Annotated in this window: 11 protein-coding genes; 9 read left to right on the plus strand and 2 right to left on the minus strand. The window is 45.5% G+C overall.

The annotated features are described in order from the left end of the window. Positions 1-53 precede the first annotated feature (53 nt). The 3 genes from ACFPFU_RS21970 (at position 54) to ACFPFU_RS21980 (ending at position 4111) form a co-directional block, all read left to right on the plus strand. Entirely contained in the window at positions 54-1523 is a 1470-nt protein-coding gene (locus ACFPFU_RS21970) for a rubredoxin (RefSeq protein ID WP_377068186.1), read from the plus strand. Positions 1524-1693: 170 nt separating this feature from the next. Beyond that, complete coding sequence (locus tag ACFPFU_RS21975) at positions 1694-2068, plus strand: DUF7009 family protein (RefSeq protein ID WP_377068188.1); 375 nt, start codon at positions 1694-1696, stop codon at positions 2066-2068. Positions 2069-2416: 348 nt separating this feature from the next. Then, on the plus strand, positions 2417-4111 hold the full coding sequence (locus ACFPFU_RS21980; protein ID WP_377068190.1) for a histidine kinase N-terminal 7TM domain-containing protein: 1695 nt from the start codon (positions 2417-2419) through the stop codon (positions 4109-4111). A gap of 108 nt (positions 4112-4219) precedes the next feature. On the opposite strand, the gene ACFPFU_RS21985 is transcribed toward ACFPFU_RS21980, so the two are convergent. Then, entirely contained in the window at positions 4220-4981 is a 762-nt protein-coding gene (locus tag ACFPFU_RS21985) for a glycoside hydrolase family 25 protein (RefSeq protein ID WP_377068192.1), read from the minus strand. Beyond that, entirely contained in the window at positions 4978-5880 is a 903-nt protein-coding gene (locus tag ACFPFU_RS21990) for a hypothetical protein (protein ID WP_377068194.1), read from the minus strand. The genes ACFPFU_RS21985 and ACFPFU_RS21990 overlap by 4 nt, the downstream gene beginning before the upstream one ends. 798 nt (positions 5881-6678) lie before the next feature. Between ACFPFU_RS21990 and ACFPFU_RS21995 the strand changes: the two genes are divergently transcribed. The 6 genes from ACFPFU_RS21995 (at position 6679) to ACFPFU_RS22020 (ending at position 21176) form a co-directional block, all read left to right on the plus strand. Further along, a complete protein-coding gene (locus ACFPFU_RS21995; RefSeq protein WP_377068196.1) occupies positions 6679-7251 on the plus strand; it encodes an RNA polymerase sigma factor in 573 nt (190 codons plus the stop codon). 108 nt (positions 7252-7359) lie between these two features. Further along, positions 7360-8454 (plus strand): FecR family protein, encoded by a 1095-nt coding sequence (locus ACFPFU_RS22000; RefSeq protein ID WP_377068198.1) that lies wholly within the window; start codon positions 7360-7362, stop codon positions 8452-8454. A 177-nt stretch (positions 8455-8631) separates the two neighbouring features. Continuing rightward, entirely contained in the window at positions 8632-12273 is a 3642-nt protein-coding gene (locus ACFPFU_RS22005) for a SusC/RagA family TonB-linked outer membrane protein (protein WP_377068200.1), read from the plus strand. 30 nt (positions 12274-12303) lie between these two features. Then, complete coding sequence (locus ACFPFU_RS22010) at positions 12304-13887, plus strand: SusD/RagB family nutrient-binding outer membrane lipoprotein (RefSeq protein WP_377068202.1); 1584 nt, start codon at positions 12304-12306, stop codon at positions 13885-13887. 259 nt (positions 13888-14146) lie between these two features. After that, a complete protein-coding gene (locus ACFPFU_RS22015; protein ID WP_377068204.1) occupies positions 14147-17011 on the plus strand; it encodes a TIM-barrel domain-containing protein in 2865 nt (954 codons plus the stop codon). Between the two features lie 163 nt (positions 17012-17174). Further along, positions 17175-21176: a hybrid sensor histidine kinase/response regulator gene (locus ACFPFU_RS22020; RefSeq protein ID WP_377068206.1), complete on the plus strand. Its 4002-nt coding sequence runs from the start codon at positions 17175-17177 to the stop codon at positions 21174-21176. Positions 21177-21384: the final 208 nt, after the last annotated feature.

Genomic DNA, 21384 nt, shown 5'->3' on the forward strand with positions numbered 1-21384 from the left:
ATAGATGCTGAAATTATGGCCAATTTCGTCAATAATCATTTAATTTTAAGGCGATGAATACGGAGGATATAGCTGTAAAAGAGAACCGAAACGACAACGACATGATCAAAAAAGCGGACCTGGTGAGGGTGTTTGTCAAAGGAGGGATTATTTCTCCCGGGGATTTTATGAAGACCATTGACACAGCACTTCGCTTGGGAACGGATTATATCCACCTTGGTTCACGCCAGGATATCCTTTTTCCGGTAAGGAACAAAAACCTTGAAACGCTGGATGAGACTTTCAGTGAAATCAGCACACCTTATGATACGGACGGGGAGGCCTATCACAACATTGTCACTTCCTACACCGCTTTGGACGTCATGCCTACGACTCATTGGCTGGCTTCCCATACTTACCATTATATCCTTGATACATTTGATTACAGACCTAAACTAAAAATCAATATCACAGACCCGGTACAGAGCCTGGTCCCTTTGTTTACGGGCAACATCAACTTTGTAGCTTCTTCAACAGAAAATTTTTGGTATTTATATATCCGTTTTTCAGAATGGGGAAATAAACCCTGGTGTGCCCCTGACCTGATTTATGGCTTTGATCTGGCCAAAGTGGCCCGTAAAATTGAGGAGCTGGAGCCCTTAAAGGCGAATAGAGGGTACGAGGACATCTACAAGGACGTAATGGAGGCTTTGCAGCTCAATACACAGCCGGCCGCACATCAGCTGGATTATCCTGAACCCAACACCCTTTATTACGAAGGCATGAACCGTATCGTGGGGGGTAAATATTGGCTGGGGCTATATTGGAGAAATAACCGCTTCAGCATTGGTTTCCTCAAGGCCCTCTGTCAGTTATGTCTGGATACAGACCTTGGAAAGATAAGCCTGACGCCGTGGAAATCCATTATTGTAAAAGGGATTGCTGAAAAAGACCGCCTCAGGTGGGAGAAACTTTTGGGAAAATATGGCATCAATATCCGCCACAGTTCCCTGGAGTTAAATTGGCATTTACCCGTATTGGATGAAGAGGCATTGGAGCTGAAAAATTACCTCGTGAGGGCTTTGGATAAGGTGGATATTAGTACTTATGGGCTTTCTTTCTCCATCAAGACCCGGCACATGGTGCTTTTTACCTCTGTGGCCATAGAAAAAAACGCAAGTGGCGGGAAAGACGGGGACAGTTATAACATAATGTATGCAAGGGATTTTAATCCCAATGGTTTGGATTATATTTACTACGTAAAAGGGGTTTCCAGGGAAGCAGTTCCCCCCTTGCTCATCGAATTGAGTTATAAATACTATGATCAACTGGATATAAAAAAGGAGGAGAAGGTCCAGAAGGGCAAGGAAGCTGAAGAAAGGAAAATCCACAAATACCAGTGTACGATGTGCCTCACCGTGTACGATGAAAAGCTGGGGGATCCAGCCTCAGGGGTTTCTCCGGGAACTTCCTTTCTGTCACTGCCTTCAAATTACTGTTGTCCCATTTGCGAAAGCCCCAAGTCGGCTTTCAAAAGAATATGATTGGAGGATATGGGAAGGGGGATTTTGTTGTTTTCGGGTGGTTGTCATTGTTGTCGTGGTTGTCATGGTCGGGGAGTGGAATTGGATTGCGTCTTAGGTTTTTGCGGAAGTCAAAAGTTTTAGAACCGAACATTTGTCCACTGGTTCCGAATAAAAAAAACTATAATCATATGAAGTTACGCATTCATAAAAACAGTGTCCGCCTTAGGCTGTCGCAAACGGAAGTAGACCGAATAGGTAAGGGGCTTCCTGTTAAAGAGTCACTGGTTTTACCTGGAGGAGATACAAATGTGCTTTCCTACTGGCTTCAAACGGATGATAAAGCACAGGAAATCGGTGTCCAATTTGCGGAAAATACGATTCTTGTAACCGTGCCGCCTGCGCTGGCGTCTTCTTGGGCTTTTTCCGATCAGGTGGGTATGGAAAGTAACTTTCGAATCGCAGATGATCATGAGCTTTATCTTCTTATAGAAAAGGATTTTCAATGCCTTCACAAAAGACCCGGTGAAGATGAAAGTGATAATTTCCCACATCCTGAGAAATAAAAAGGGTGTGTAGAAGGTGTTTTCAGGTAGCCTTAATCCCCGATTTTTACTATATATTCGATTTTTTTAACACTATAGCTCTCGTTTGCGCTAAAAATTGTCCGGGAACTTCTTCTTTTTGACTGAAAGATAATAACTTTGGAGCGGTATCCACTGAGTGCCACCCTAAATAGGGTGGAGTAGCATCCGGTATCCGATGAATAGGGGAAATTCACTATTTTCCCTGAATTGCTTTCTGTTTTCTAAGCAGAAATTTTTTGTTTATGGTTATGTGTTTTGAAAAAACTTAAAGACGACGAACCTATCCAAAGCTGGATCAATGAACTGTTTCAATTATAATATATTGACATGTATTCTGGAAATTCATTAATAAGTATAGGTTTAGTATTTTTTCCGGCCTTACTTAATATTTCACTTTTAATTTATCTGTTTGCAAAATTTCCCAGAAATGCCACCATAAATATTTTCGCCTTGTTTTTGATAGCGATGATTTTTTGGCAGGTGGAAGAAGTTATTCTCCGGTTCGAATTGAATATAGAGGAGGTCAGAAGAGTAGATCAAATACTGTCAATAGGCTGGATGGCTGTGGGACCCCTGTTTTTCCATTTTACGGTACTGTATACCAGGGTCGAGTTTGTCCGGAGCCGTTATTTTTATTTTTTGACTTACGGCGCCTATTTGTTTTTCTACATAAGTTACCATTCCAATCCGGTTCCTACAGAGTTTATATACCAAGAATTTTGGGGTTATTTTCCTTCAGTGAGGGAAGCCTCCTTAGACCTGGGACACAGGGTATGGATTGCAGCAATGGTTTTTTTGGGCATTATATTCATGTACCGTTATGCCAGTAGAAAAGATCTGGAGCAGATCTATCGGAACCAGGCCAAAATGATTCTGATAGGCATTTCTTTGCCGGCGGTTTTCGGAGTCTATTCCCACATTCTACTGCCCATGCTTTCGATGCCTGATATTCCTTTGACAGCTACTTTGATGACGGCCATACCGATAGTAACCATCATCAGTTTGTCCAGATATAACTTGTTCAATTACTTTGAAAACTTGATAGTGGAGGACCTGCTCGTCAAATTGGATGTTATCATCATTTTGATCAACAGTTCTTATCAGATCATATATATGAATCCCCTGGCCAAGCGGCTATTTGGCAGAGAAGGAGACCATCTGAATTTTTTTTCTATAAACACCATATTACATCGGAAACCCGGAGAATCTGAAGAGAAGGGGCCATCGTTGGCCGAACTGTTGCCTTTCCAACAGAATATTAAAGGACTGAGGTTGGATTTTTTATCAAATAAAGAAGAAATAGTTCCCGTCCTGCTTTCAACCCAGGTCATCAAAAATAATTTTTATTCCAACCATACGATGCTTTTGGGGTATGACCTGTCGGAAATCAACAGGTACGAGGAAGAACTGAGGGTTTTTAACGAAAAATACAACTTGCTGCTGAAAGCAACAAATGAAGCCGTTTTTGATGTGGATGCCAAAACCGGGCTTTTGAACTGGGGAGGGGGGTATCAAGCTTTTTTTGGCCATTTTCCAGCTAACTTGCCCCGCACCGTTGAGGAATTTTGTCATAAGATTCATAAAGATGACCTTGAGAGATTCCAATCAATTGTTTCCAGAATGGAAAAAAGGGAAAAGAATGTACTGAACCTTGAATACCGTTTACAATCACACGGCGGTGGTTATCTGTATGTCTTACAACGGTCTTATGTAGTGTTTGATCCAACGGGTAACCCTATCAGGATAGTGGGCGCATTAAAAGATGTGACTCAGGAAAAGGAACACTTGAGGGAATTGACCAGGAAAAATGAAAAGCTTAAAGAAATTGCCTGGATTCAGTCCCATGAGGTAAGGAGGCCCCTGAGCAATATTTTGGGATTGATAGACATGTTGTGTATGGATTCCCGCATTTCGGAAAAAGAAAAGAAAGTATTGTTCGATGCGCTTAAAAAATCCGGTGTTGAACTGGACCGGATTATTCACCGGATTGTGGAAAAATCCACCAATTTAAAGGGGGAATAAAATGCTTTCCGGAACCCGGTTTTTCGTTTAATTGGAAATCATTAATGACCGACCCAGGTAAATCAAGGGGGTAGTGCTTTCCACCCAGCAAATAAAATAGTAATCCCGCTATTCGTTCAGGAGGAAGGGTTTCTGGGGATTGTAGAGATCATGGTCCACATCTCCAACCGCTCCTTCCACCTTGCCCCGATCGCTGCGTTGCCAGATCAACCAACCTTTTTCCTGCCAGATGGGTGGGATTTTGGGTTTTTCCACTCCATATTCAGCAATCCACAATTCATAATTCGTGAATTCTGAATGGTTTAGATATTGTTCCCCAAAGGGGTGGTTTGTATAGATAATGGGCTTGACATCCAGCTTGTTTTCCACTTCCTTGAGCCAGGTCAACACCTCTTTCTGAAAGCTGGGTACATCCACAGCTCCCTTCAGGCCCCCTTGCTCCAAGTCAAGCACAGGAGGCAGGTTTCCGGAATGATAATCCACCACAGAGACAAAATGAGCAGCCTGCTCTTTGGCATCCTCATTAGAGGTGAAAAAATGGTAGGAACCGTGTAGCAGATTTACTGCTTGCGCGCCTGCTTTGTTTTTTAAATATTTTGGGTCTTTATAAGTGCTTCCCTGAGTGGCTTTGTCATAAACAAAACTTACCTGCGCATCTTTGATCTTTTGCCAATCAATATCTCCTTGAAAATGCGACACATCTATTCCAAGAATAACTGAGTCGGCGGTGACGTTTCCGATATGAGAAGGGTTTTCTGTACTTTTTACTTCTGTAACAGAGGATTTTTGTGGAGTGGATGAACGCCCTTTGGAGTTGCAGGAGATAATTGTAACCCAAAAAAGCAAAAGCAATATTCTGTGTGCATTCATGTCAGGTTCTTTTTTGAGGAGGTATTTGTGATACTTTTGAGTTCTTCAAGTTTTGAGTTGATCTCGCTGCTGGCCTTTCCGTATCCAAATAGCCGCTTCAACCAAAGGGAAAACAGGTACCAAAATAAAACGGGAAGTCCCACGAAAACAATCAAGATATTTGCCAGCATCGCAACGGTCAATCCCAGCGCATGATCGCCGGCAAAGCGAAGTAAGTCAAGGAGTTCTCTGCCGAGTTTTTCCACTTCTTCTTCTACGTGGTAGGTTGTCTTGACGATCTCGTCTTCCGCCTTATCCAGGAAGTTGAGTTTACCCCCATGTCTGCTTTTTTGTCTGCTTTCCAAAGTATCCAATTTGGCTTGATGGGTGTTTTTTTTGGTATTTATCGAATCCTTTGTCACGGAGAGATACGTCTTAAGGTCACTGCCCAAATCGAGGTTCATCTGATGGGCAGCTCCAGACATAAACTGCGTGTAGACGCTTAACCCCGGCGAAATGATCAATCCCAAAACCAATAACTTGAAGCTTAAACTGCGCAGCGGAGGAATCAACATACCTACAAAAAGCACGGCTAAAATGGCTTTAAAAACCCACCATTGGCTAAATTTCAGCAAGGTATATTGGAGAAGTAAGAGGAGATAGGAAAAATTGAGATAGGATAAAAGTTTGTCAAAATCCCTCTGGTAAGTACTGGCCCAGGATTTTAGGAAAGGGATACTTTCCGCCAGAGGAATGCTCAATGTTTCAATCTCCTGAAGGATCAATATGCTTTCCGCAATTTCTTTTGCAGCTTTTTCCTCGAAATCAATTGCACTTGGATAAAACAGGTTACTGAATGAAACCAGGATAAGCAATCCTAGAATGACCAAGGTAGCTATCTGCTTTTTGTTTAATCTCACTGTAAAAATTTTAGGGTCAAAACATCTTCTGATAACGGATGTGTTTTCCGGCAAACATTCTTATATGCTGAGTGTAAGCCGGGATTGTTCCATTTTCTTACAGCCAAACAACAACAGATTCGGCCGTTTGTAAACCTGGTGTAATTAAGCTGTTGATTGCCATACCCGCAACGCGGTCTTCAGGGTCTTCCCGATTTAACCAAAATGCGGATTCCAAAGGACGGATTGACTTGAATTCATATTTTTGCATTTCAGATTAAAATAAATGTTTATTGTGTAAAAATTGATATGAATGAAATTTTATTTTATAATATCCATATAAATATAGTTATTATTATTTGATTCATAGCACTCCTGATAAGTATTTTTTCATTTAAACAACAGATAAGTATCGCATATGCCAAAAAGGACAGAAGGGTTTTCACTAACTTGGTATAAGCTGAAATACGGATAAAACACGGATAAAACACCGATTCAATATGGATTTCTATAAACTCAGAGTTTACACGTTCCTGACCCGCCTCAGGGACATTATACCCTCACACCGCTAGTGTCCTGGGAATATCTAAGGGACAGGGAAGGATCAAGAAACTGGACCCTATTCACTTCTCTGCTTACAGGTACACAGGCAGGTAGAAACTGATTAGCAGGCACAATTCGCTTATCTGCTCAATCGTAAAAGGATGAAGGGTTTACTGTTATCTTAACTAAAATTTTTATAAATAAAAATAATCTTTAAAAAATTTTTTTATTATTATTTTTTTATTAAATTTCAAGTTACAAAGTCTGACGAAAAGCATGATCTCTCCCCAAACAAGTTCCGTTACGGAATTGACCGCCGCGTGGTGGCAAGGTCTCAGAAAGGGCGACAAAGCCTCATTGGAGGCCATCTACCGCCGGTTTTCTGACGACATGTACCGGTATGGCATGGCCTTGAAGTACGAACACAATGTTATCCTGGATTGCATTCAGGAGGTTTTCATTGACTTGTGGAGATACCGCGAAAACCTCAGTTCCAACGTGAACGTCCGGCTTTATCTTTTCAAATCGCTTACCAACAAGATCTATCATTTTCACCAAAAGGAAAAACAAAGCAGGCTGGCCCCCCTGGATGAGAGCCATATTACCCTGTTTCTGGTGGCGTCGCATGAAAGCGAACTGATAGAGAAACAGCGGAATGAGGATTTTGTAGGTCAACTGCAAAAGGCGCTTTCCGGACTTCCCATAAGACAGAAAGAGGTCATCCAGCATATTTTTTTTGAAAATCATTCGTACGAAGAAACCTCCTTTCTGATGTCCGTAACGGTGCGGACCGTCTATAACCTGGCCTGGAAGGCCATTTCCAACATCAAAAAAAGCATTCTTCTGTAGTTATATAGCCTGCATCTAGCGGGGCATGAGTCGCCGGCACAATTTTTTTTTTATTCAGGCAGGTAAAACCAGCACTTTCCGTACTTATATAATTGTAAGAAAATAAGTATGGATATTTCCGAATATAAAGTAGAGGATTTTGTCTTGGATCCTGATTTTAAAAAATGGGTACTGAATCCAGATAGAGAAACCAATATTATATGGGAGAAGTGCCTTGAGGATTACCCGGAAAAAGTGGACCAAGTAAAAGTGGCCAGAGAAATTCTGATCAACCTCAATGTGAAAACCAGAAAGCTGCAGACGGCTGATAAGGAAGGGTTATGGCGCGCGATCAGCGGTAAACTGGAAGAAGAAGCACCCGGGGTAGGGCCCGCCGCCAAGACCGTTCCTATCGGTATCCAAGGAACCATCCGGAGAATCGAAAAACGGGTGTATATCAGCCGGCAAAATCATTGGGCAGCTAAGGTAGCTTCTGTGGCGCTTTTGGTTTTTGCTTTAGGGGCGGCATTTTCGCTGTACTTTGATAAACCCCTTGGTGAAGAAAAACAACTTAAGCCGGAAGTCATGGTACATGCCACCAGTCCCGGCGTAAAATCAAGCCTCACTTTGTCGGACGGTACCAAGGTGATCCTTAATTCCGGCAGTAAACTTTCCTATGTGAAAAACTTCTCCTCCGGCGAAAGGGAGGTTTTTCTTGAGGGAGAAGCTTTTTTTGATGTATACCGGGACGAGGCGAGGCCCTTCAGGGTGTACACAGGTGAGGTGGTGACGACCGTCCTGGGTACCAGTTTCAACGTGAGCACACGCGATGGAGAAATGATAAGCGTGGCGCTGGTGAGTGGTAAAGTATCCGTAAAAAGCAGCCGGTCTGATACGGGTGAAATGTTACTGGAAAAAGGAGAAATGGCCCTGGTTTCTACGAATGATTTCTCTATGAAAAAGAAGGTTTTCAGCGAGGAGCAGGTCATCGGTTGGACCAAAGGAATGATTGTGTTTGACAGGACTCCCATGCAGGAGGCCTTTGCTATACTGGAAAACTGGTATGGGGTGGAAATTGTGCTGGCCGGCAATATCCCATCCAGTTTGGTGTTTTCCGGAAAATTCAAGGAAGAAACCCTGGCCAATATTTTAAGGGGACTATCCTATTCCTGGGAATTTGATTATACCATCCGGGATGATCAAGTAAAGATCCATTTCAAATAGACTTAAACCCATTGATGCCTATGAAGAAAAAAAACTCCTGAAAACAAAAGGCAGGTGACTGTGACATCACCCGCCTGAATCATCTTTCATCTGGAAAGCAAACGACCAAATCCACTGTTCCAGATAAACATTTTATAACACTGTCCTTTGGACAGCATACAAAACCTATGTAAAGATATGAAAAATGAAACAGTATTACTTCTAATACGCATGACCAAAACATTTATCCATGCGCTGATCCTTCAATGCATGACCATGACGCTCCTCTTTGCTTGGAACGGCACGGCCCAGGTGAAGAGTATTGATAAAATCATGATCCAATTGGAGATCGATAACTTATCCGTGGAAAACGCCTTTAGCCGGATTGAGAAAGAGACAGGGTTCAATTTCGTCTTTGCCCAAAAGGACGTCAGTGGATTGGAAACGGTAAGCACGAACGGAAAAAACAAGTCGCTTTATGATTTGCTCGTGGATATCGCCATGCAAACGCCTTTGGAGTTCAAGCAGGTGAATAACAATATCCATGTAAAAAGGACAAAGAGCGGGAGAAGGGCCGCTCCTCAGAACGCGGTGATCATCAATGTAGATGTCCGGGGAACCGTCGCCGATGCTTCAGGAGAGCCTATGCCCGGTGTGACGGTGTCCGTACCGGGTACATCCATAGGCACGGTCACGGACTTAGACGGCCGGTTTACACTATCGGTGCCTGAAGGATCTTCTTTGGCCTTCTCCTATATCGGATTCAGGACGGAAATAGTACCCGTGGATGGCAGGACGGAATTCAACATCGTCCTGGAAGAAGATGTATCCGCTTTAGGTGAGGTGGTGGTGACTGCCTTTGGCGTTCCCAGGGACGAAAGGGCCTTGGGTTATGCCACGGCTACCATCAAATCCGATGAACTGATAAAGGTAGGAACGCCTAACTTTGCGACTGCTCTATATGGAAAGGCTCCCGGTGTCCGCATCCAGGCCGGCGCCGGTGGTGCCACTTCTGCGGTAAACATTCAGATCCGGGGAATCAACTCTATCTTAGGTCGAAACCAACCTCTGATTATTCTGGACGGTGTACCTATCCGGAATGAGGAGGTCAGGAACAACGACTACTGGTCAGACCAGAGATTAAGGGGTAACGGTCTGTTGGACATCAACCCTGAGGATATCGAGAACATATCCATCCTGAAAGGTGCCTCTGCGGCCGCTTTATATGGATCTGAAGCGGTTAACGGGGTGGTCATGATCACGACGAAGAAAGGCGCCGCCGGTGTGAAGGGGTTTGCTGTAGATTTCAATGCCAGTTATGCCGTGGATAAAATCGCTTATCTCCCGAGGTACCAAAACGTGAGGGGACCGGGCGGACCAAGTCATGTATTTAGTCTGGGACAGGATGACGATGGCTTTATTCGTTACGATGGCAATATCAGGGGGTTGGCCAATACAACCCTCAATTTTGGGCCGGAGTTTGACGGCCAGCCTGTTATGAGCTGGGATGGGCAGATGAGGCCTTATGTGGCGCAGGAAAACAATTACGCCGCGTTGTTTAACAATCCGGCCAGTTCTCAGGTCAATGTGGCAATTTCCAATTCAACGGAAAATGCGGATATACGCTTGTCTCTTACCAGGCAGGATAACGAGGCACTGAGCCTCAATTCGAAAAACAGCAAGAACATCGCCAACTTCAACTCCACTTTCCGGGTTTCCAAAAGGGTGACGACGGACCTGATGGTCAACTATATCAACCAAAACACCGCGAATCGCCCCTATTCGGTGGACAGGATGATCAACAACTTTACGGGTATGATGACCCGGTTTGACAACGGCGCCTGGTATTTGGACAGGTACCAGACGAGCAGGGGCTACAGGTTCGTAACCGGTACCGGCCAGAGCATCACACCAGAGGAAAACATCATACGCAACGGGTTTCTTGGTGATATCGCCGATTATGTATGGAGGGTTAATAGACACCGTTCTTCTGAATTGAGCAACAGGGTAATCGGAAGCTTGACCAACAGTGTGCGGATTACGGATGAGTTGAGCTTGCGTGCCAGGATTTCCACAGATTATACTTACAGGTATTCAGAAGACAGGTTTGCTACTGAACGTCCTTTGGCCTTTGGGCCGTCCGGTGCCTTTGGCATGGGTACGGAGGTATTTAGCATCCTGTATGGAGACGTGTTGCTTTCCTACCGGAAAGAACTGACCGATGAAGTGACATTAACGGCAACAGCCGGTTATACTGCCAGAAAAGAAACCTTTTCAAGGGTCACCAGAAGTACCAATGGCGGGCTGAGTACCGAGAATTTATTTGATGTCGTCGCTTCAGCAAACCTGCCCAATAACAGCTCAACCAGGACATTTAATGTGTTGGACGCAACCTTGGGCACACTGAATTTGGATTACAAGGGGATTTGGTATGTGGAAGGAACGATCAGAAGGGATAGGATCTCCGTCATGCATCCCGACAACAACACGCTTTATTACCCCTCCGCCAACACGAGCTTTATTTTGTCAGACGCGGTCGAAATGCCCCATTTTATCAGCGCAGCCAAACTGAGAGGTTCATGGGGTATCGTGGGCAATTATCCCGATATATATCGGGCAAATATTGCCTATACGCAAAATACACTCGGAACACAACAGCCCGGAGGAGCCAATGTATTGTACACCCTGATTCCAGGTAACTTTGGCAATGATGGCATCAGACCCGAAGAAAAACACGAATTTGAGGTGGGCTTGAACATGAAGTTTGCCCAGGACAGGTTTGGTTTTGATGTGTCCTATTACAATGCGCAGATCAGAGATCAAATATTAGACCTTACCTTACCCTGGTCTGCCGGTGCAGGAAGTGTGTTGACCAATATTGGTACACTTAGGAACAAAGGGATAGAGGCCAGCTTGTACGGTAACGTTCTTAGGCGCACTGGCGGATTAAACTGGGATGTCACCGTCAACCTGGCCAGGAACCGCAACATCGTGGAGAAACTTACCGATAATGCCACGGAGATTTTGCACGCCGACTATGATGGCAATGCCGCGCAATTGCGCTCCACGGTGGGACAACCCATGGGAGACTTCTATGCCAGACCCGTTGAGACCAATGCCAGCGGACAGAAGATCGTACAGCCAAATGGGCTGTATAAAATCGATGACCAGAACTGGATCAAAGTGGGTAATGCCATGCCCAAAGTTGTGGGTGGGATCATGAACGAGCTTAGCTACAAAAACTTCACGCTAAGCGTACTGGCCGATTTTCAGATCGGAGGCCATGTAATGCCCACGGGAATCAACTGGATGATCAGCCGGGGATTGACTGAGGAAAGCCTGAATTACATGAACAAAGAAAGAGGTGGGCTTTCCTACTATGTCAATGATGAAGGTAAAGGCGTACAGACCGATGCCGCCCAGGGCCCCAATGGAGAAAGGGTTCATCATGATGGGATGCTGATGGAAGGGGTGACAGCCGATGGCCAACCGAATACCAACGTGATTTCCCAGGCGCTGTATTATCAACGAACCTACAATTGGGGAGGTCCGCAGTACAGCCAGTCCAGGTATGAACTGTATATCCAGGAGAACACCTATTTCAAATTGAGGGAATTGTCCTTTGGATATGCTTTCCCTTCCCACATTGCGCGAAAAGTCGGGGCATCCAACCTGAACCTGTCGGTATTTGGAAGAAACCTTTTCTTCTTCTACAGAAACATCAAAGACCTGGATCCGGAAGTGCTCACAGGGGGATCCAGGTGGTTCCAGACGCTCACCAGTGCAGGTACCAACCCGGCCACCAGGACGGGAGGTGTTATGTTAAGGGCCAGATTCTAATTTGATTGATTTCATTAAACAAGACATACCATGAAAATAAAAATAATATTGATGACCGGTTTGTTGGCAGGCAGTCTCGCTGGTTGTAAAATGTCCGATTTCGAGGAAAACTATACGGACCCCTCTAAACTACCTGAAACGACGGTGGGGAAGCAGTTTACAGGAATGATCTTTCAAAACAGGGGGGACGTATTGCCCAGCTACTGGAATTACTTTGTCATACACCGGCTCACCTCTAACAGGTACAACCAGGCTGTGGGATGGGTCAATGTGGAAAACCAATATGTGCCCGGTTCTGCGGCTGTAAATGATCGCTGGAACAGATACTACCAATTTGTGGCGCAATACCGGGAAGTAGAGAAGGTATATGCCGGCTTATCTGATGCGGAAAAGAACGAAAGGAGAATCTATATGATTGCGGCGGCCACCTATTTCTATGATTTTACGCAACAAATGATCGATCTTTACGGAGATTTGCCCTGGAGTCAAGCAGGTATGCTCAGTACCAATGGGGGCGATTATACCAAATCCTACCCGGCTTATGACCAGGCGGAAAGTATCTATACAAAAATGCTGGATGATCTTGCCGGGTTTGCGGATGAATTGAGGACGATTTCACTGAATCAGGCTGTAGAAGCGGAGTTTAAAACCCAGGATTTGATCAATTGGGGTGACATCGACATGTGGAGGAAGTATGTCAATTCCTTAAGATTAAGGATGCTTACCAGGGTAAGTGGTACCGGCGGGTTCGGTTCCAGAGCGAAATCCGAAATCAATGCAATCTTATCCAATCCGGGTAACTATCCGATTGTCACCAGTAATGCCGACAACATCACCTTTAGGATTCATGAACTGGGGACCTTGATGTCTGCTACTGATTTTCAAAGCGGACTGGAAGACTGGGATGGAAACATTGCCGGAAAAGCCATTATAGATCATATGTTGGACAATAATGATCCAAGGTTATCCTATATCTTTGAGCCGGGAGAAAATGCGGAGGGGGCATATATGGGGCTGGATCCTTTGATGAATCCATCGGCACAAAATGAGCTTGTCGGAACCCTGACATTGTCGAGATACAACAGATCCACCATAAGCAGAAACCAGTACTTCCCGGGTTTGCTGGTCACCGCTGCCGAAGTACATTTGTTGGCTGCCGAATACTATCTGCGAGAAAATCTGAATGCCCAGGCCAGGGATCATTATGAAGAGGCTATTCGTCAGTCAATGGGCTTTTATCAGTTTCTCAGAAGTCTAAGTAACAACAGTGAGTCACCTGCTCCGGTTGTCCCTACGGCAGCTGACATGGCCGCCTATTTGGCCCAGCCTGCTATCTCATGGGATGCGGCCGCTTCATTGGATGACAGGATTGGCCTGATTGCCAGGCAAAAATGGCTTCATTTAAACGTGGTTCAGCCTAATGAAAACTGGGCGGAACTCAGAAGACTGGATGCACTGGGCCTTGTTTTCCGGAACGATGATTCCAATCAGCAAAGTCAGCCTCCTTCCAGGTGGATGTATCCAGGAGTGGAGCAGTCGTTCAATGCTGCAAACTATTCCGCTGTTCAGAGCAAGGACAAACTCACCACCAAGATTTTCTGGGACGTGGATTAAGGATTTGTAGAAAGATGAACCTATTAACGAGCCGGGCAAGATACCCGGCTTTTTTCATATGTCCCGGTATGGGCGATGATGATGGGCTGTGTGTCCACACCGGAGTCCAGTAGTGTGGTTGTCTTTTATGGTATGATTTTACAGATGGCGTCATGTTAATTCATAATGACACCTTTTTGGAAACATGGAAGCCCCCGGAATGTTTTTTTTAATAAGAGATTTGAAGGCTAAATGTTCTCCTGAAAACTTTTCCCTTTAAATGAGAAACCGAAAAAAGCTATTGAATCTCTTGGCACTGCTGATCTTTGCAGCATGTGCTGAACCTCCATATCAACAAACGGAAGATGGTGTTGTGATTACCTTGTACCAACGACATAAAACGGACGCCCAAAGGATTCGCTTACGGGTTTTGGGAGATGAGCTCATTCATGTTTCGGCCACTCCTGAAGATGAATTTTCCGGTGATTCCAGTTTGATTGTCATTCCGGGACTTCGAACAGTTCCCTATACGATAGCGGATACCGGTGATTCCATAGCATTAAGCACGGCCCGGCTGGATGTATCGGTCTCCAAATCGGATGGTGGGATAACTTTTAAGGATAAAGCCGGTCGGGTAATTCTGGCCGAGAAGCAGGGGGGAGGCAAGTCGTTTACGCCTATTGAGGTAGAGGGAACAATGGGCTATTCGATCAGGCAGCTGTTTGATTCCCCGGATGATGAAGCATTTTACGGATTGGGGCAGCACCAGGCTGATGAGTTTAATTATAAAGGAAAAAGCGAAGAGTTGTTTCAATACAATACCAAAGTATCTGTACCTTTTGTGGTTTCCAATAAAAACTATGGTCTCCTGTGGGACAGCTATTCTTTAAGCCGTTTTGGCGACAGCCGCGAATATAAACAACTCAACCAGGTATTTACGCTGTATGATAAAGGAGGGCAACCAGGTGGCCTGACAGGGACCTATGAGTCCCAGGCCTTGGATTGGCCCAGAATGGTGCGCAGGGAAGATTCACTCCATTTTGAAAATATCAAAACAGTAAGGAATTTACCTGAAAATTTTCCTTTGAAAGGAGCTGATGTGACTTATGAGGGTACTATCGAAGCACCCCACGACGGGACTTACCAGTTTAACCTGTATTACGCAGGGTATGTCAAAGTGTACCTGAATGATGAATTGGTGGTACCGCAGCGCTGGAGAACATCCTGGAATCCGAACAGCTATAAATTTACCTCTGAGTTGGGGGCTGGTAAGAAGGTTCCGTTGCGCATAGAATGGAAGCCCGATGGGGGAAGATCGTATTTTGGATTGAGGGTACAGACGCCACAGGAAGCGGATGAATTGGACAAACAGGTGTGGTGGAGCGAGATGAACAAGAAGATGGATTATTATTTCATCTACGGCGACTCTATGGACGAAATCATCAAGGGATACCGTACACTGACCGGCAAGTCTCCGATCATGCCAAAATGGGCGATGGGCTTCTGGCAGAGCCGCGAGAGGTATAAAACCCAGGATGAAATACTCAGTACGCTGCAGGAATTCCGGGACCGTAAGATTCCGATCGACAACATTGTCCTGGATTGGAACCACTGGCCCGAGGACGCCTGGGGAAGCCATGAGTTTGATGAGAGCCGTTTTCCGGACCCGAAAGCCATGGTGGATTCCATCCATGCGATGCACGGTAAGATGATGATTTCGGTATGGCCCAAGTTTTATGCCAGCACCGAACATTACCGGGAGTTTGACAGGGAAGGCTGGATGTACCGGCAGGCCGTGAAGGACAGCATTAGGGATTGGGTAGGTCCGGGATATGTTGGATCATTCTATGACGCCTATTCCCCGGGAGCCAGGAAGCTGTTTTGGAACCAGATACATGAACATTATTACCCATTGGGGATAGATGCGTGGTGGATGGATGCCAGTGAGCCCAACATCCTGGACTGTACGGATATGGATTACCGCAAAGCGCTTTCTGGCCCTACCGCCCTAGGATCTTCTACAGAATATTTTAATACCTATGCGCTGATGAACGCTGAGGCAATTTACAACGGACAGCGCAGCGTGGCCCCTGATAAGCGCGTTTTCTTATTGACCCGTTCAGGTTTTGCCGGTTTGCAGCGTTATTCCACGGCCACTTGGAGCGGTGACATTGCGACACGTTGGGAAGATATGAAAGCCCAGATTTCGGCTGGTCTTAATTTTGCCATGAGCGGCATCCCTTATTGGACCATGGACATTGGGGGATTTTGTGTGGAAGACCGGTATGTCAACGCGCAACTGGAGTACGATAAAAACGGAAAGGAAAATGCCGATTTGAGGGAATGGCGGGAATTGAATACCCGATGGTATCAGTTTGGTGCCTTTACGCCGTTGTTCAGGGCCCACGGTCAATTCCCTTATCGTGAGCCATGGCACATCGCCCCTGAAGGCCATCCTGCCTACCAGTCTATATTGTATTACACCCATTTGCGTTATCGATTGATGCCGTACCTGTACACGCTGGCAGGCCAAACCTATTTTGATGACTACACCATCATGCGGCCGTTAGTGATGGATTTTCAGCATGACAGAGAGGTCGAAAATTTAAGTGATCAGTTTATGTTTGGGCCGGCTTTGATGGTATGTCCGGTTTATGAATACCAGGCACAGAACCGCGAGGTTTACTTTCCCAAAGGGACAAACTGGTACGACTTCTATACGGGAAGATACATCCAAGGAGGACAGCAGTTGAGGGTGGACGCTCCTTATGACCGGATCCCGTTGTATATCCGTGAAGGCGCCATCATTCCGGTCGGTCCTGACATACAGTACAGTGATGAAAAACCGGCAGAGACCATTGTCCTGTATGTCTACCGGGGACAAGACGGCAGTTTCACATTGTATGAGGATGAGGGAGCAAATTACAACTACGAAAAGGGTGGTTATTCAACCATCTCTTTCAGCTATGATGATACGAGGGGAATCCTGACTATCGGAGAGAGAGCAGGAGGGTTTGACGGGATGCTTGAGGACCGTAAATTTGTCATTGTGCCTGTAAGTAAAGAGAGACCACAGGCATTTGAAGACGAACCTCAGGGCAAAAAGGTGGGTTACAACGGGACAGCTCAGACGATACCGCTATAAATGGATATCAGGTTCCGGTCGCCGGAAGTAGACTGGGGCCATTTGCAGGATGAGCCAAAACCCATTGGTTCATCCTGTAAAATTTCCCGAAATTTGAGGATAAATAATAATTGTATTTTTCTATCTTAAATACCACAAATAGCTAACGATTGGTAATAAGTATATGGCTGGTGATGTAGTCCGGGTTTTCTGTACACTGATTTTAGTGTTTACACATGCCGCTAGGCTGATGGCGCAGCAGCCTTTTCAATTTCAATACCTTACGACGAAAGACGGGCTTTCCAATAGCAGCGTCAGTGCTGTATTAAAGGACAGCTATGGTTTTTTATGGATTGGCACCGAATCGGGATTGAACCGCTACGATGGCTACGGGTTTAAGGCCTATACTGAGGAGCCCGGAGTACCTCATACCATTGTATCCAACAATATTTCGGGGTTGCAGGAGGACGGGCTGGGTAATATCTGGATCAGCAGCCCTACCTATATGGTGTATAATCGTAACAAGGATAATTTTATTACTGACGTGTCTGTTTTTTTACAGGAATTGGGTATTCACGTGGATCGCAATTACCATGTATACGTAGACAAAAAAAAGGATCTATGGGTGCTGAGTGAACAAAAAATATATCACTACGACACCCGTGGAAAACACGTCAAGGTTTTCAATATAAATGTACGGTTGGATGAAGTGGTTTCGGTTGCGCTCAGCGATGGCGGTGAATATTTGTATGGTATCTTGAAACCGGGAGAACTCTGGCAATTGGACAAACGAACCGGAGATCAGAAACTACATACCCTGACAGATATAGAATATCCGGAAATCTACAGCAAAGTATATGCTGACAGTCACGGCGGCCTATGGCTTTTTTCCGGTAAGTCCGGTCTGGTATATTACAGGAGGACTCCGGATGCCGATTGGAATAAGCTGCTCATGGGGTCGTCGACCAAAGGCATAAGCAACAGGATCTTGGAAATACTCGATGATGAGAGTGGCCATATCTGGATAGGTACCGATCACAATGGACTGTTTATTTACGACAGATCAAGCGAAACCCTCACCAACTTGCTGGAGGGGCAGGGAAAAAACACATCGATTTCTTCAAATAATGTGGTATGCCTATACAGAGACGATAGTGGCGTTATATGGGTCGGTCACAACAAGAAGGGGTTGTCGTATTACCATAATAGTTTTAATAATATCATCAATGTGGACGATCCGGAATGCACGGATGTAAGTGTTATCCTGGAGGATAGTAAAGGGAATATTTGGTTGGGAACAGATGGTAATGGCCTGTTCCTAAAAGAAAATGCAGGAGAAGGAAGCATCAAAAAACAGCCGATAGGCAACAACATCGCCGTGGTTTCTTTGTTGGAAGACAGCAGGGGTCGGGTCTGGATTGGGACATACTTGGAAGGTCTTTTTTGCTATGAAAATGGGGCATTTAGAAGATATGCCAGCCACAATAGCGGGCTAATATCTGATGATATTTGGAACCTTAAGGAGGATAGATACGGGAATCTGTGGATCGGAACCTTGGCTGGTGGCGGGCTACAATGTTTGCCTCATGGCAAAGGGAGCCTGGACTCCCTCCATACCATCTGCGAAGACATCAGATACCCACTCGATATGTACTATGATGGAGGAGACAAACTCTACATTGGTACCGTCAACGGACTTTGGGTGGTGGATATCGTGACCGGCGAGTACACCGTTCATTTTCAAAACAAGAAAGGAACGCAGGAATTTGGTAATTGGACAATTTCCAACGTGTATAAGGAAAAGAATGGAATTATCTGGTTAGGTCATTCACGTGGTTTGACCTTGTGGGATACGAAGAAGGATACGCTGTATTACTTTAACAAGGAAAAGGGACTGGGCGATGAATTGATTCGAGGCATCATTGAAGATGACAATCAGCATATATGGGTGACAACGAGTAACGGATTGTCTGTGCTCTCGGTCGAACGGGATCAAGGAGAGGTGGCCGCAGTTGGCATTCGAAACTTTTCCACCGGGGACGGGTTTAAGGACAGCTATTTTAACAACCGTTCCATCTATAAACTTCGCAACGGCGATATCCTTTTTGGCGGAACAGAGGGGTTTAGCATTGTCAATCCCAACAAATTGGTGGAAAAGAAACAGCCCCTTGCCAAGGTGATCTTTACGGGATTGAGCATCGGGAACAACGATATCGAAGTAGACTCGCCTTATAATGGGAGTACCTTATTAAAGCGTCCGATGGAGCAAACTGACTCGCTGACTTTCCGGCATAACGATAAGCTGATCGCGTTGCAGTTTACCACTGGGGACCTGCTGCGCGCCGACAAGGTAAAATATGCCTACAAGTTGGATGGATTCAATGATGAGTGGATCAACATACGCGACAATAGGATTGTGTTTTCTTCATTGTCTCCCGGAAGCTACAAACTCTCTGTCAAGGCTTGCAACAGCGACGGGGTTTGGAATGAAGAGGCCTCGATTTTGAATATCTTCGTCATGCCGCCTTTTTATCGCACACAGTGGGCGATTGCATTATATATAGTCTTCGGGATAGGTGCTTTTTTGTATGTGATTTATCGTACGCGAAAGCATCACTATGCCAGGCTTGAGCAGCAAAGAATACAACTGGAGCGTGAGCAGGAAGTCAGCCTCAACGAAATGAAACTCAGGTTTTTTACCAATGTCAGCCACGATTTGCGAACCCCGTTGACGCTGATCACTGCGCCTTTGCAGACCATTCTTGAGGAGGATTTGGGAGACGGCTTGCGTCAAAAGCTGGGATTGGTCAAGAAGAATGCAGAACAATTGCTGAGACTGATCAATTCCTTGCTTGATTTCCGGAAACTCGATGCCGGCGCTGAATCTCTGCACATGAGACAGGGGGATTTCGTGGGGTTTTTAAGGAACATATGTTTACCCTTTCATGATTACGCCGTTGATCGGCATATGAGCTTCGCCTTCACTTGTGAAGCGGATTGCCTCATGATGCAGTTTGACGCGGCCAAGGTACAGAAGATCATGCTCAATTTACTCTCCAACGCTTTTAAGTTTACTCAGGGCGGAGGTACAATCGAAGTTGATCTTCGCAGGCAGGAGGATATGGTCTACGTAAGTGTGCTGGATTCTGGGCAGGGTATCGGCGATACCGACAAAGTGCACATTTTCGAACGGTTTTATCAGGCCACCCAGGCAAAGGATAGCTTGGGCAGCGGAATCGGCCTTCATATTGTAAGCGAGTATGTCGGTATGCATGGGGGGACCATCACCGTGAAGGACAATGTGCCACGGGGAAGTGTCTTCACTTTTACGCTACCGATCACCGGGACCGGGAAGGTGGAGGAACTGGGTCCCGAAGACATATCAATGGATGAGATGGCAGAGAGGGTGGATGGACAAAATCCGCTCACGCATCCTGTATTGCTGTTTGTGGATGACAATCAAGACTTCTGCGCGTTTATGGCAGACAGCCTGTCGGATGAATATACCGTATTGCTGGCCAATAACGGTCAGGAGGCCATAGAGCAACTGGACAAGCAAGATGTCCATGTAGTGATAAGCGATGTCATGATGCCCGTCATGGATGGTACTGAACTTTGCCGTCGGATAAAGACAAATATCCACTGGTCTCATATTCCGGTTATCTTACTGACCGCCAGAACGGCCGAAGAATATCAGATAGAGGGACTGGAATTAGGGGCGGATGATTACCTGACCAAACCTTTCAATTTTAATCTTCTGAAATTGCGTATCCGCAAGTTTTTGGAATGGACAGAGAAATGCCATATTTCGTTTAGCCAGAAAATGGACGTCACCCCCAGTGAAATAACCATCACCCCTTTGGACCAGCAACTGATCGAAAAAGCCATTAAAGTGGTGGAAGAACATATCACCGATACGGAATTTTCCGTGGAGGAACTGGGCAGCGAGGTTGGTCTTAGCAGAAGCCACTTATATAAAAAATTGATGAGCATCACCGGAAAAGGACCGGCTGAGTTTATCCGTACCATTCGCCTGAAACGGGGCAGACAACTTTTGGAGAAAAGCCAGATGCAAATTGCAGAAGTGGCTTATAGTGTAGGCTTCAATTCGCCAAAGAGGTTCACAATCAATTTTAAAAGTGAATTTGGCATTTCACCTTCAGAATATCTGCGTAGCAAAAAATAACGGGGACCCGAAGTAAGGATGTTCTAAAAATGGGGTCATCGTTCCCGGTAGCTATCCGGTGGACCCTTTTTTGAAGGCATGGGTGGGGGGAAAGGTTGCGGCCGTCCCGTTAATGAGTGGGATTCCCCCGGAATCCAAATCCTGCTGGTCAGCGGCCTCACCTTGAAACAGCCGCCCCGGACACTTCTTTTTTAAAAAACAAGCCCGA

This window comes from Negadavirga shengliensis (assembly GCF_042652345.1).
Classification (GTDB): domain Bacteria; phylum Bacteroidota; class Bacteroidia; order Cytophagales; family Cyclobacteriaceae; genus Negadavirga; species Negadavirga shengliensis.